The sequence below is a fragment of the Pirellulales bacterium genome (assembly GCA_035533075.1).
In the GTDB taxonomy this organism is placed as follows: domain Bacteria; phylum Planctomycetota; class Planctomycetia; order Pirellulales; family JAICIG01; genus DASSFG01.
Map to the genome: position 1 here is coordinate 1 of DATLUO010000107.1, position 13,436 is coordinate 13,436.

At 63.6% G+C, this 13,436-nt stretch carries 9 protein-coding genes; 4 read left to right on the top strand and 5 right to left on the bottom strand.

Annotation, left to right across the window (positions count from 1 at the left end; genetic code table 11):
- The first annotated feature begins 350 nt into the window (after positions 1 to 350).
- The 3 genes from VNH11_14080 to VNH11_14090 all read left to right on the top strand — a co-directional run bounded on the left by VNH11_14080 (position 351) and on the right by VNH11_14090 (position 6,733).
- A complete protein-coding gene (locus VNH11_14080; GenBank protein ID HVA47494.1) occupies positions 351 to 1,532 on the top strand; it encodes a TIGR03032 family protein in 1,182 nt (393 codons plus the stop codon).
- Positions 1,533 to 1,668: 136 nt separating this feature from the next.
- The gene (locus VNH11_14085; protein HVA47495.1) at positions 1,669 to 4,392 is read left to right on the top strand and encodes a DUF4214 domain-containing protein; all 2,724 of its coding nucleotides are present in this window, start codon (positions 1,669 to 1,671) and stop codon (positions 4,390 to 4,392) included.
- Positions 4,393 to 4,642: 250 nt separating this feature from the next.
- On the top strand, positions 4,643 to 6,733 hold the full coding sequence (locus tag VNH11_14090; GenBank protein HVA47496.1) for a DUF4214 domain-containing protein: 2,091 nt from the start codon (positions 4,643 to 4,645) through the stop codon (positions 6,731 to 6,733).
- 669 nt (positions 6,734 to 7,402) lie between these two features.
- On the opposite strand, the gene VNH11_14095 is transcribed toward VNH11_14090, so the two are convergent.
- The 4 genes from VNH11_14095 to VNH11_14110 form a co-directional block, all read right to left on the bottom strand.
- Positions 7,403 to 7,813 (bottom strand): PIN domain-containing protein, encoded by a 411-nt coding sequence (locus VNH11_14095; GenBank protein HVA47497.1) that lies wholly within the window; start codon positions 7,811 to 7,813, stop codon positions 7,403 to 7,405.
- Positions 7,810 to 8,037, bottom strand: a complete 228-nt coding sequence (locus VNH11_14100) for a hypothetical protein (protein ID HVA47498.1) — start codon at positions 8,035 to 8,037, stop codon at positions 7,810 to 7,812. Before VNH11_14100 ends, VNH11_14095 begins: the two co-directional genes overlap by 4 nt.
- 591 nt (positions 8,038 to 8,628) lie before the next feature.
- A complete protein-coding gene (locus VNH11_14105) occupies positions 8,629 to 9,615 on the bottom strand; it encodes a hypothetical protein (GenBank protein HVA47499.1) in 987 nt (328 codons plus the stop codon).
- Positions 9,616 to 10,106: 491 nt separating this feature from the next.
- Positions 10,107 to 12,107 (bottom strand): ABC transporter ATP-binding protein, encoded by a 2,001-nt coding sequence (locus VNH11_14110; protein HVA47500.1) that lies wholly within the window; start codon positions 12,105 to 12,107, stop codon positions 10,107 to 10,109.
- 146 nt (positions 12,108 to 12,253) lie between these two features.
- On the opposite strand from VNH11_14110, the gene VNH11_14115 reads away from it, so the two are divergent.
- A complete protein-coding gene (locus tag VNH11_14115; GenBank protein ID HVA47501.1) occupies positions 12,254 to 12,499 on the top strand; it encodes a type II toxin-antitoxin system prevent-host-death family antitoxin in 246 nt (81 codons plus the stop codon).
- Between the two features lie 35 nt (positions 12,500 to 12,534).
- Here the strand turns inward: VNH11_14115 and VNH11_14120 are convergent, their stop codons facing one another.
- Complete coding sequence (locus tag VNH11_14120; protein HVA47502.1) at positions 12,535 to 13,260, bottom strand: HAD family phosphatase; 726 nt, start codon at positions 13,258 to 13,260, stop codon at positions 12,535 to 12,537.
- Positions 13,261 to 13,436: the final 176 nt, after the last annotated feature.

Here is a 13,436-nt window from a genome sequence, read left to right on the forward strand (position 1 = left end):
TCACCCGACTTAGAACCTCCAAACGACGCCGCTCCTTGCCGCTCATCCGAATTGTCTCCATGAACACCTCCTTTGAAGAGGTGATTGTGGGGACATTTCTACCTGCGCCTTAAGGGGACATTTCTATCTGCGCATTACACCCCCGCCGGGAAAATTCCTGGAACGCATACCCCGCTGTCCCGCTTATTTGTTTCATCGCACCCGCAAGGTTATTCTCGACCGTGCCTTCTTTTTTCGTTGACAGCACCACGCAAGCCTCATAGACTGGTGGCGTTGCATGTTCCGCCAACCCTACAATCGCCCCATTTTATCTGGTCGGTTTTTTTTAGAAAGAGCACAGCGAGACCGCCATGCATTCTTCAGCCGAGATCGCAACCTGCCGAGGCCCCGCTTCGGATACCGGCGACCGCGATGCGCGAGGGGCGGCATCGCTTGATCGACCCGGGGGCGACCGGCCCCCGTCGCCAGAGGGGCTGCGCGTCGACTGCTTCGCAACACCGGCGTTCGCCCAATGGTTGAGCGCGGCCGGCGGTTCGGTGGCGGCGACGACCTACCAGGCCGGTAAAGTCGTTCTGGCGGGCTGGAACGGCTTCCAAGTGACACTGCTCATGCGGCACTTCGACAAGCCCATGGGGCTGGCCGTCAACGGCGCCGGCTTGGCCTTGGCTTGCCGGCATGAGGTCTGGCATTTCGCCAACGCGCCGCTCTTGGCGCACGATTATGTCGAACATCAACCGGGCCGCTACGACGCCCTCTACCTGCCGCGGACGGCATGGTTCACGGGAGATCTCAACCTGCACGACATCGCCTTCGGACACGATGGGCTGTGGCTGGTGAATACCCGCTTTTCGTGCCTCTCGACCCTCAGCCCGCAGTTCAATTTCCTGCCCGCTTGGCAGCCATCGTTCATCTCGCAACTCGCTCCCGAGGACCGCTGCCACCTCAACGGCCTGGGAATGGACGCCGGCCGGCCGAAGTATGTGACCGCCTTGGGCGCCACCGATGAGGCCGGCGGCTGGCGAGCGAACAAGGCGGCGGGTGGAGTCCTGATCGACGTCGAATCGGGCGAGATCGCGGTGGCCAGCTTGTCGATGCCCCATTCCCCGCGCCTCCACGACGGAAAATGGTGGCTCTTGAACTCGGGGGCCGGCGAATTGTGGACCGTCGATCCCCAGCGTGGCGACCACGCCGTGGTCTGCGCCCTGCCTGGCTACTTGCGCGGCCTTTGCTTCGTCGGACCCTACGCCTTGGTGGGAATGAGCCAGGTGCGCGAACGGCACATTTTCGGCAACTTGCCCGTGCAGCAGCGGCACGACAAGCTGCTCTGCGGGATTGCCGTCATCGACCTGCGGACCGGCGTTCTCGCCGGAATGTTGGAGTTCACCTCCGGCTGTCGCGAACTGTACGACGTGCAATTCTTGCCGGGCGTGCGGCAGCCCATGATTCTCAACGTGCAAAACGATGCCGTGCGGCAAGCGGTCACGGCACCCGAGTTTTCTTATTGGTTACGTCCCAGCTCAGAGGTCCATTGAAATGTTCAGCATTTGGAAACGTTCGATTCATCGTCACAGTTTGCGTCGCGTTGCAAGGGACGGCAACCCGCGCCAAAGGCGACTCGCGGCGACTCGTTGGTTTGAACCACTCGAGGACCGCTCGCTTTTGAGCGCGGTGCCCGCGGGCGCCGAGTTCCAGGTCAACACCTACACGACGGGCAATCAATATATACCGAGGGTGGCGATGGACCCCGCCGGTGATTCCGTCGTCACCTGGGTCAGTTTCGGCCAGGATGGCAGCGGCTACGGGGTCTACGCGCAGCGCTACAACGCCGCGGGCACGGCGGAGGGAAGCGAGTTCCGCGTCAACACCTATACGGCGGCCAATCAGGTGTTTCCCTCGGTGGCGATGGATGCCGCGGGCGACTTCGTAATTGCCTGGGCCAGCTATAACCAGGACGGCAGCGGCTACGGAATCTATGCCCAGCGGTATAACGCCGCCGGCGTGGCTCAAGGGGGCGAGTTCCACGTCAGCACCACCACGGCGGGCGACCAGTCGTTCCCCACCGTTGCAATGGATGCCGCGGGCGACTTCGTGGTCGCGTGGGACAGCAACCAGGGCGGCAGCACCTACGGGATCTATGCCCAGCGGTACAACGCGGCCGGCGCGGCCCAAGGGAGCCAATTCCAGGTCGACACCTACAACGCGGCTAACACGACGTTTCCCACGATCGGCATGGACACGGCGGGCGACTTCGTGATCGCCTGGAGCGCCGACGGCGAGGACGGCAGCGGCTACGGGATTTATGCCCAGCGCTACAACGCCGCCGGCACCGCCCAGGGGAGCGAATTCCGGGTCAATACGTACACCAAGGGCGACCAGATTTATCCGACGGTAGGCATGGATGGTGCCGGCGACTTCGTCGTCGGGTGGGAGAGCGATGGCCAGGACGGCAGCGGCTACGGGATTTATGCCCAGCGCTATAACCCCGCCGGCGCGGCCCAGGGGAGCGAATTCCAGGTCAATACGTACACCACGGGTGATCAGCAACAGCCGTCGCTGGCGATAGACGCCCACGGCGACTTCCTGATTTCCTGGGAGAGCCCACATGACGGCAGCGGCAACGGCATCGACGCCCAGCAGTTCACCGCCGCCGGGGCTCGCGTGGGAGGCGAATTTCAGGTCAATACCCATACCGCCGGCGACCAGAAACAGCCCTCCGTCGCGCTGGATGCGAACGGCGATGCGCTGATCGCATGGGAAAGCGACAGCGCGCAGGATGGCAGCGGCTACGGCATTTTCGCTCAGCGGTACACTTCCCAGCCCACGGCCAACGTGTCGATTACCAAAGCCGGCCAGGCCAGCGGCACCGTCGGAACCAACTTGACCTATACCATCACCGTCAGCAACGCCGCCGGCGGCGCCGCAGCGGCGGGCGTCATCGTCACGGACACCTTGCCCGCCGGCGTGACGTTTGTCTCGGCAACCGATCCCAACGGCGCGATTACCCACAGCGGCAGCACCGTCACCGACACGCTCTCGGGCGACCTCGCCGCGGGCTCGACCGACACCCTGACGTTGGTCGCCACACCGGGCGCGTCGACGGCCGGCACGACGGTCACGAACAGTGCCAAGGTGACCACGACCACGACGAACGTGTTGGGCGCTCCAACCACGGCCACGGCAAGCACTGCGATTGCAGCGACCCCAACGCTGACGATCGTCAAGTCAGCCCCAGCCACGGGGACGGTCGGCGCCGCGTTGACCTACACGGTTACGGTTACCAACACCGGCGGCGCCGCGGCCACCGGAGCAACCGTGACGGACGTCTTGCCCGCCGGATTCACCAACATTACGGCCACGGATCTCGCCGGGACGGTGGTGGTCACCGGCAACACGGTGACCGATAGCTTGGGCTCGTTGGCGGCGACCACCGGCGTCGAAACGCTGACGATCACGGCCACGCCGGGCGCCAGCCTTCGCGGCCAGGCGGTGACGAACACGGCCACGTTGACCTTTGACGCCACCACCCAGACGTCGAGCGCCACGACGACCATCGGAGGTGTCGCTCCGCCGACGGGCGTCGGCTATTTGGCCGGCGTGTCCGGCGACGGAACGATCCAAACGTTCGTGCAAAACGTCTATCGCGAGTTGTTGGGCCGCGAACCCGACTCCTCCGGCGAGGCCTTCTGGCTCTCTTACCTCAGCGCCCACGACAACGCCGCGGGGCGACAGCAGGTGATTCAGGCCTTCATGAACTCGCCCGAGTATGCGGTCCACTACATCACGACCGCATTCAACGTCATTCTGCACCGCGCGCCGGATGCCGGCGGTTTGGCATTCTGGACCGACAAGATGGGTCAGCCGGGCACGCCGGGGCAGAACACCGGCAGCGCCGATGAAAAATACATCATCGCCGCCCTGTACGGTTCGGACGAGTTCTACCTCGACTCGGGCAGCACGCCCCAAGGCTGGATCAACGCCCTGTATGAGGACCTCTTGGGACGCGCCGCCGACGGCGGCGGCCTGACGTTCTGGTCGAACGAGCTCAAGACCCGCGGATCCGGCGACCGCGACGGCATCGTACGCGACCTGTTGACCACGCCCGAAGTGGCACACGACCTGCTCGACAGCTTCTATCCGGCGGCGGGCGGCACCGCCAGCACGCCCTTGGCCACACCGGGCACGACGGCCGGCACGGGAATGACCGAGCTGGCGCTGCTCACCGGCGGCGGATGGGAAAACCTCTATCTGGAGGGAGCGTATGGTAGCTCGCCACAGGGCAACGACGGCTTCTTCAATTCGCTGGTGGCTGGCGGAAACTGGGACGACATCCAGTTGCTGATGCTCGAAACCCCGCAGTTCTACAGCAATCCGAACCGGCCGGTGACGAGCTAGTTGCTGGTGCTCTGTCAGCCTTGGTTTGTCAACGTGCGGAACGAAGCCGTGCGGCAAGCGGTCACGGCACCCGAGTTTTCTTATTGGTTGCGTCCCAGCTCAGAGGTCCATTGAAATGTTTCGTAATTGGAAGCGTTCGATTCATCGTCGTAGTTTGCGTCGCGTTGCAAGGGACGGCAACCCGCGCCAAAGGCGACTCGCGGCGACGCTCTCGTTTGAACCCCTCGAGGACCGCTCGCTTTTAAGCGTGGTGCCCGCGGGCGCCGAGTTTCAGGTCAACACCTATACCGCGGGCAATCAATACATACCAAGGGTGGCGATGGACCCCGCCGGCGATTCCGTGGTCACTTGGGCCAGTTTCGGCCAGGATGGCAGCGGCTACGGGGTCTACGCGCAACGGTACAACGCCGCGGGCACCGCGGAGGGAAGCGAGTTCCGCGTCAACACCCATACGGCGGCCAACCAAACGTTTCCCTCGGTGGCGATGGATGCGGCGGGCGACTTCGTGATTGCCTGGGCCAGCTATAACCAGGACGGCAGCGGCTACGGAATCTATGCCCAGCGGTACAACGCCGCCGGCGCGGCTCAAGGAGGCGAGTTCCACGTCAGCACCACCACCGCCGGCGACCAGTCGTTCCCCACCGTTGCAATGGATGCAGCCGGCGACTTCGTGGTCGCGTGGGACAGCGACCAGGGCGGCAGCACCTACGGGATCTATGCCCAGCGTTACAACGCGGCCGGCGCGGCCGAAGGGAGCCAATTCCAGGTCAACACCTACAACGCGGGTAACACGACGTTTCCCACGATCGGCATGGACGCGGCGGGCGACTTCGTGATCGCCTGGAACGCCGACGGCGAGGACGGCAGCGGCTACGGGATTTATGCCCAACGCTACAACGCCGCCGGCACGGCCCAGGGGAGCGAATTCCGGGTCAATACGTACACCAAGGGCGACCAGATCTATCCGACGGTAGGCATGGACAGTGCCGGCGACTTCGTGGTCGGGTGGGAGAGCGGCGGGCAGGACGGCAGCGGCTATGGGATTTATGCCCAACGCTACAACGCCGCCGGCGCGGCCCAAGGGAGCGAATTCCAGGTCAATACGTACACCGCCGGTGATCAACAACAGCCGTCGCTGGCGATCGACGCCCACGGCGACTTCCTGATTGCCTGGGAAAGCCCGCAGGACGGCAGCCCCGGCAGCGTCTATGCCCAGCAGTACTCCGCCGCCGGCGCTCCTGTGGGAGGCGAATTCAAGGTCAATACTTATGCCGCGGGCGCCCAGAAACAGCCCACTGTGGCGCTGGATGCGAACGGCGACGCGGTGATCGCATGGGAAAGCGACGGCGCGCAGGATGGCAGCGGCTACGGTATTTACGCTCAGCGGTACACCTCGCAGCCCACGGCCGTGCCCGACACATTCGTGCTCAGCCAGAGCGCGACGAGCAACGGCTCGGGGCCGACGAGTGTCTTGGCCAACGATGTACCGATCAACAATCAGCCGCTGACTGCGACGCTGGTCACGGGCACAGCCCACGGCCAGTTCACGCTGAATTCCGATGGCTCGTTCAGCTACACGCCGAACTCCACGTTCCAGGGCAGCGATAGCTTCGCGTATCAGGTGAGCGAGGGCACCCGAGTCGGCAACAAGGTCGCCGACACGCTCCTCTCATACAATGCCAGCCTGGTCGACAAGCTCTACCACCAAGTGCTTCATCGCTCGGCGGAAGACGCGGGCTTGACTTATTGGACCTCCCTGCTCAATGCCGGAGACAGCCTGGATGTCGTGGCTGAGGGCATCTTCAACAGTCCCGAACGGCTCGATCCATTGATCACGCAGTACTACGAGCAGTACTTGCTGCGCGGGCCCGATCCGGGCGGGCTGAGCTTCTGGGTCGCCGACTGGCAGGCCACCGGGGATCCCGCGAATGTCCAAGTGGGCATTCTCGATTCCCAGGAATTCTTCAATGACGCGGGAGACACCAACGACGGCTTCGTCACGTTACTCTACCAGCGGGTCCTGGGACGTGCGCCCGATGCCGCCGGATTGGGCTACTGGACTGGGCTTCTCGACTCCGGGATGCTGACGCGGTCCCAGGTCGCCGCCGGCTTCGAGTCGAGCGCAGAGCAGCACGCCCTGGTGGTCGACTTCCTGTTCGGCGAGTATTTCCTGGACGTGACACCCCCGGACCCGACGCCCTACATTGACGAGTTGAACGCCGGGGTAACGCAGACGCAGGTGGAACTGAACATCATCAACTCGCCGGCTTACGCCAACAACCCGCCCGAGCCGGCGGCGGGGACGGTCGGCCTCGCGCTGTATGAGCATGTTAACTATTGAACTCGCCAAACCGGGGCCTCTGCCGGCGGGCCTCGCCAGCGAGTTGCAGTGCTTGGCAAAGAAGGATCGCGATAGGGCCGCTGATTTCGCGGAGGACCAACGGCGAGGCCGGATTGGATTGTTGCTCCGCCAGGCAGGTGGCGGTCGTGTTCTTGGCCAACGTCGGGGTGGTCGCCTGCGGATCGCCGCAGTTGCCGCCGCCACCCACGGTCGGCGGCGGCGGGGAGTGGAGCTGCCGCCGGCCAGGTGACGCGACGGGACCAGAACTCTCACGAGTTCTGCTACGCGGTTGGTCACCCGTCAGAGACGACGGCCAGTTGGTCGCGGACGACGGGGCGGACGATGGCCCACAGGCCGAGCGGATCGACAAGCTCGCGCTCGTTGAAGGCGATTCATCGCTGCGCACGGATGGGGCCTGTCGGCGCGTTGACGAAGTACGAGAAATCGGAGGGACTCGCGGCCGCGGAGGACGAGGATGCGCTTGCGACGACATCGGCGGCACCGTGGTCGAAGGCAGTTGGCCTTCTGGCGGAGGTAACAAGAATCTGTGGCCGCAAGCGCAGATCACGGCCTTGCCGACGCGCCGTTTTTCGCGTCTGTAACTGCATCCGCACTTGGGGCACTCAAATTGATCCGACACTAATGAAGTTTATCCCCTTTTCCCGGTCCTCAAACAAACGGATTTACGATGGTCAATCCGTCGTAGTCGGTTCCCGAATCCATGTCCTCCGAAAAAAGCGTGGTCACCCCGGCTTCCTTGCAGGCGGCCAATAACATGCTGTCCCAATGGGAGAGACTGAAACGCGCGTGCAAATCAAAGCCAGCCTCGAACATCTTGGCCGTCGGAATCTTAAGCGGGAGCAGCGCGAAAGCGTCGCGAAAGTGCGCCTCCACGTCGGCGCTCGTGATCCGGCCCGCCGACTCCCACTTGCGCAAGCCGTTCAACAGCTCTCCGGCCACCTGCCACAGCAGCACCGTCTCCACCGGCGGCTGAACCAGCCGGGCGATCAGCCCTTGGGCTTTCTGTCTGTTTGGCCGGCTCGCTGTCGTCCAGCCCGTAGATGAAAACGTTGGTATCAACGGCGTTCATCCAATTCGTCTCGAGTGAAGCGTTTCCCCCCGCCATGAATCGGGCGCTCGCGAAGTCGAGCCTTGAGCGATTCCCACGCAGCGGCTGCTCCTTCTTGCGACCACGGTTCAATCGGCTCAACCGTCAATTTCACGCGCGTCTGATCCGCCAGCGGCAGCGGTTGATCCGGCTTAAGCATGCCGTTGACAAACGTTGCGGTAACCTGCGTTGTCATGTTTTCTTCCCTTTCGGCGGAGCCTTCGCACACGTACGAGACTCACTCAGTTCAAGCATCGGCATCTCGAGGCACCTCTGAATCCGCCTCGAACGGTGCTTCCATCTTACGCCGTCAGCCGACGACCTGCGAGACCGCGCGGCATTGCCACGGTTCGGTCTTCCATGCCTTTGAGGATACCGCGGCAGCACAGGGGCCAAAAAACCGGCCTTCGCCTGTTGGGTCGGGTTCGCTAGACTTCGGCAATGGAAAGGAAGCGGAGCCGACTTGCCGCGGTCATCTTGACGGCCGTTGCCACCCTGCTGATCGGCTACCCGCTCAGCATTGCGCCGGTGGCATTTCTTGCTCAGGCTCTTCCTGACCCAATGCACAGATGGGTGGTCGAGTGGTGGAACTGCGGCACCCGCCTAGCGGGCTGGATATCGATGCGGATACCAGCCTTGGGGCCGTAAGCCGGCTTCCACTTGGAGGTAAAAAAGGGGTCGGGAGTCGTAAAGACGTTTTGCCGTTCCAACTCCCGGCCCCTTCCAGCCTGACAGGTCGTCAGGCTGGAAAAGTCTGACCTACAGAGCGGGGCGTTTTCGCGCCGCACTATTTTTCCGTTGGCAGAAAATGGCGGACGAAGTCGTGGAAGTGGTCGATCAGGCGTCGAAGGCAGTCGCGCATGCGGTCGGTATGCTGATTGGCGCCGCCGCAGGCGGCGGTCAGGGCGTCCAAGCGCAGCAGGAGCTTATCGAGCTCGCGCGCGAAGCCGTTGGCTTCACTTTGAATTCGTCGCCGCGCTGACCGTGCGCCGTCCTTCTCGCCCGAATCCGCCGCCTCGGGATTTCCGCCGCCTTCCAGTTCGGCGGCCTGCCGCAAGGTGCGGGCGCGGCCCTGGCGCGCGGCTTCGAGCGCTCGGCGTTGATCCTCTTTGGGACGATTGGCGACGGCGGCCGCGTCGCTGACCGCCACGTCTCCCGCTTCGACGGCGGCGATCACCTGCTCGTCGGCCGATTTCAGCACGCGCGAGGCGGTGAACACCGAGCGCTCGGAAACGTTGAGCAGTTCGGCGGCTTTGGCGGCGGCGCGCCCCGGCTGCTGCAAATTTGCAGCAGCCGTGATTTCCCGAGATTTTTCGACGGCAACCCCTTCGGCAGCGGGGGTTTTTCGCTGGTGGCCAAACTGCCCCGCGCGCTCGCGCGCGGCCGCTTCCTCTTCGAACATCGCTTTGGCACGCGCGGCGATGACGGCCCGCTGGCCCTCGTTCAGGTGCCGGCGGTGCAGATTGCGCGAAAGGACGAATGCCAGCGGCGAGCCGACGCCGTCCCATTCGACGAAGCGCGGCTCGACCTTCGTGATCTCGCACGCGCGGAGGCGGTTGCGGCCGTCGAGCACGAGTCCCTGACAGATGACAATCGGTTCGCGCAGGCCGTGTTCGCTGATATCTTCGACGAGCAGGCCGAACTCCGGGCCCCTCATGAGCGGAAACAGCTCCGCCGCCGGATGCACGCCGAGGGCCCGGGCGGGCTCGCCCGGCGCCATCACGATGGGTTTCGAAACATCGGCGGGTGACGAGACGTTGGTTGCAGGGTTCATACAGGTCTCCTTGAGTTAGGGGTGGGGAGTAATGAGGCCAGCCGCGCGCGCAAAGGCGCGGATGGGACACTCGTGTTCAAGAACTCGACCGCGAGAGATTTGGTCTAGGCGTCACTCGACGGCGTGACGCGACCGGCAGGCGCCTGCCTGACGTGGTGGAAAACAACGTTCATTTGACCCGCTGCGGGCTTTCACCGCGAGAGCGGGCAATCGCGGCCGCGCTGTTCGCACCGGCCGACGATAAGTGTACATAAATGCGTTATCGTTGTCAAGTCTTTGCTAGCACAAAATGTTGGGGGTGAGTTACACGCGGCTACAAGATGTTGTGGTCGGAAGAAAAAAGCGATAAGAGAAAGGAAAGCGGCCCTTGAATTGCCGCTTTGCGGCGAGGAAGGTATGCTCGCCATTGGTCAGCTCAGGGCCAGGCGGCCAGGTCGCGACACCCAGCCAAGTGGCAACGCGACGCGAAACCCGCCCGTTAGACGCCCGAGCTAAGCGATTTCCTTGAACTGGATGTCGTGCAGCCGGCCGTAGAGCGAGCAGCGGCGCAAGAGTTCGTCGTGCGAGCCGACGTCGAGAATTCGCCCGGCTTCCATGACCACGATCCGGTCGGCCAGGGCCAGCGTTCCCATGCGGTGCGTGACGATCACCGTCGTGCGATTGCGGATGAACTGTTCCAGCACCTGCTGGATCACCTGCTCGCTTTCCAGATCGACCTGGCTGGTCGCCTCGTCGAGAATCAACACCGGCGGGTCGCGCAAGATGGCACGGGCCAGGGCGATTCGCTGCCGCTGCCCGCCGGAAAGGACATTGCCGCGCTGCCCGACGATGGTTTGATAGCCGTGCTCCAGTTTCTCTTCGATGAAACGATGGGCGTGCGCGCGTTGGGCCGCCCGCAGCACGTCGTCGCGCGTGGCCCAGGGACTGCCGTAGCGGATGTTGGCCAGCACCGTGTCGTCGAAGAGCAGCGTTTCTTGCGTCACCAGGCCGATCTGGCCGCGCAAGTCGCGCAGACGCACGTCGCGCAAATCGACGCCGTCGAGCAAGACCGCGCCGGAGATCGGGTCGAAGAACCGCGGAATCAGGTTGGCCAGCGTACTCTTGCCGCAGCCGTTTGGCCCAACCACGGCGATCGTCTCGCCGAACGCGATCCGCAGCTCGATGTTGTCGAGCACCCGCTGCGTCGGCTGATAGTGAAACGTGACCTGGTCGAACACCAGGTCGCGATGGTGGCGGGCCAGCGGCGTCGGGTGTTTCGCGTCGACGATCCGCGGCTCGCGGTCGAGCAACTGATAAATGCGGTCGCTCGCCGCCGACGCACGCTGAATGCGGCTGAACACCTCCGACAGCTTTCGGGCAGGATCGCTGACGCCCGCCAGCAGGCCGTAGAACAGCAGCAGGGCCTCGAAGCTGGGCGGCTGCCGTCCCATGGGGATGCCGAACAGGTTGTTCTTCTGCTTCAGCACGAGGTAGGCGCCGGCCAGCAAGGCCACGCAGACCGTGGTCATGCCCATCACCTCGGTGACGGGCCGCGTGAGCGAATCGTAGCGGGCGATGCGCATGGCCTTTTTGAGGTACTTTTTGCTGACCTGGTGGAACCGCCAGCGCTCGCTGCGTTCCATCGTGAAGGCCTTGACGACCTTGACTCCTTGGAACGTCTCTTCCAGGATGTTGTAAATCTGCGACATCTCTTCCATCGCTTTGCGGTTGGCCCGTTTCAGCGTCTTGGCCAGCCAGCGGATGAGCAAGGCCGAAAGCGGCGCGACGACCAGCGACAGCAGCAGCAACTGCCAGCAGACGCAGGCCGCGCCGACCAGGCAGGTGATCATTTTCAGCGGCTCGCGGATGAGCTTGCCGAAAAAGTCGTTCAGGCCGCTCGAAAGGCTCTCCATATCGAAGGTGAAGCGGCTCATCAGCTCGCTGGTGCCTTCGCTGGTGAAGGTGGCGAGGTCCATGCGGAGCGTGCGGCGATAGAACTCCTTGCGCAGGTTGAACACCACCCTTTGGGCCAGCCGCGCCACCAGGATCTGCTGCGCGACGAAGAACAGGCTCTTGACGATTGTGCCCGCCAGCAGTGCCCCGACCACGAGCATCAACGTCAGGAAGGGATCTTGTGGGAAGAGGGGCTGGAGGAGGTGTTGGTTGACCCACCGATATCGGGCGGCGTCGTGGTCTTCCAGCTCTGCCTGGCGCAGCAGACGTTGCCGCGTTTTTTCGAGGCCGTCACGCTGGTCGGCGGCCGTCGCCGGGATCTCGGCGGCGAGTTTGGCGGCTTCCGCTCGGAGTTCGGACGCCTTTTTTTCGGACTGGACGACCGACTCGTCCGCCCACTGTTGCAGCGACCGGCCTTTGGTGGTCACTTCGACCAGCGGATAGACGGTGCTGATATTGCCGCCCCAAAGCACGGCCACGACGAAGGCACACGCGACTGACGCGGCGAGCGTCAGCGGATAACGTAGCGCCAGGCGCAGTGCCCTGCCGAAGTTGTTCATCCCTGCAAATCCAGTGGCGCGCATCGAGCGGACGGAAACGGCCGGCAAGCTACCAGAATCGCGGCTTTCGGCCAAGGTCAGCGGACGGCACCGCATGGTAGAATGGGAAACGGGGCTGGATGGTCGCTTTAAGGGAGAAACGAGCTATGGCCACGATCACGCTTCAAGAGGCCCAAGCAAAGCTGTCGGACTTGGTCCATCGACTCACGCCGGGTGAAGAGGTGACAATCACCGAAAATGACCGTCCCGTAGCGAAACTGGTCAGCGAGTTACCCCCGCCGAAGCCCGGCCTGCGCCCCCCGCCTGGCCTCGGCAAGGGTTACATCACGATCCTTGCGGACAATGACGACCATCTGAAGGATTTCGCGGAGTACATGCCACGTCTCTGGTGATGCCTGTGGGTTGGCCGCGAACATCGAGGACGACGTTATTCTTCGATGGTGCCAAAGCCGGTTCGAGGACCCGGAATCTGCAGCAGGTCGTAAATCCGGGGATCGGCCAGCGTGTCGGCCACCAGCGTGGCGCCGCTGAAATCGTGCAAGTGGCTGTGCCCGCCGGGCACGGCCACCACGACCGCCCCGGCGGCGACCGCCGCCCGGCAGCCATTCTGGCTGTCTTCGAACACGACCATCTCGCCCGGCGGCACGCCGAAACAGGCGGCCGCCTTGAGGTAGATTTCGGGGTGGGGCTTGCCTTCCGCGACATCTTCGGCCGTGAGGACGAACTGAAAGCGCGGTTCGAGGTCGAAGCGTCCCAAAACGTCGGCGGTGAACGGCCGGCCGCTGGAGGTGGCGACCGCCTTGGGGATTTCCGATTGTTCCAAGGCTGCCAGCAATTCAGGCACGCCCCGCATCAAGGCCAGCCGCTGGTCGAGAATGGCGGGGAAAATCCGGGCGCTCTCCGCGGCCAGGGTTTCGACGGTGTCGCTTAGGCCGTGGTAGTCGATCATCATTTGCAGGGCCACCCGGCCGGGTCGCCCCATCATGGCGTGCAGCAATTCCGGCCCGAATTCGTGCCCTCGCCGCCGCAGCAGCTCGCCGCCGACATCCTGGTAAAGGTCCTCGGTGTTGAAAAGTAGGCCGTCCATGTCGAAAACGGCGGCAGTCGGTGGCGACGGGGAAACGTCATTTTGCGAAGAATCAGGGCCAATCACGCGGGTGTATGCTCTTTGGAATGATTTGTGCAATTCGATTCAAGCGGCGGTAGGTGCCCGGCCGACGTGAAATGCTAGCGCCGGCCGTGCCGAGGGCGAAAAATTCCTTTACCTCTTGACCGCCACTGGTTAAAATGTTAACGCCAAGTGTAGCCAAATGGCGATCGCAATTCGTC

What these genes read in the sequence shown, in the direction of transcription:
- VNH11_14080 (HVA47494.1), top strand. Translation starts at nt 351, where the DNA reads ATGCATTCTTCAGCCGAGATCGCAACCTGCCGAGGCCCCGCTTCGGAT.
- VNH11_14100 (HVA47498.1), bottom strand. Translation starts at nt 8,037, where the DNA reads ATGACAACGCAGGTTACCGCAACGTTTGTCAACGGCATGCTTAAGCCG.
- VNH11_14105 (HVA47499.1), bottom strand. Translation starts at nt 9,615, where the DNA reads ATGAACCCTGCAACCAACGTCTCGTCACCCGCCGATGTTTCGAAACCC.
- VNH11_14110 (HVA47500.1), bottom strand. Translation starts at nt 12,107, where the DNA reads ATGAACAACTTCGGCAGGGCACTGCGCCTGGCGCTACGTTATCCGCTG.
- VNH11_14115 (HVA47501.1), top strand. Translation starts at nt 12,254, where the DNA reads ATGGCCACGATCACGCTTCAAGAGGCCCAAGCAAAGCTGTCGGACTTG.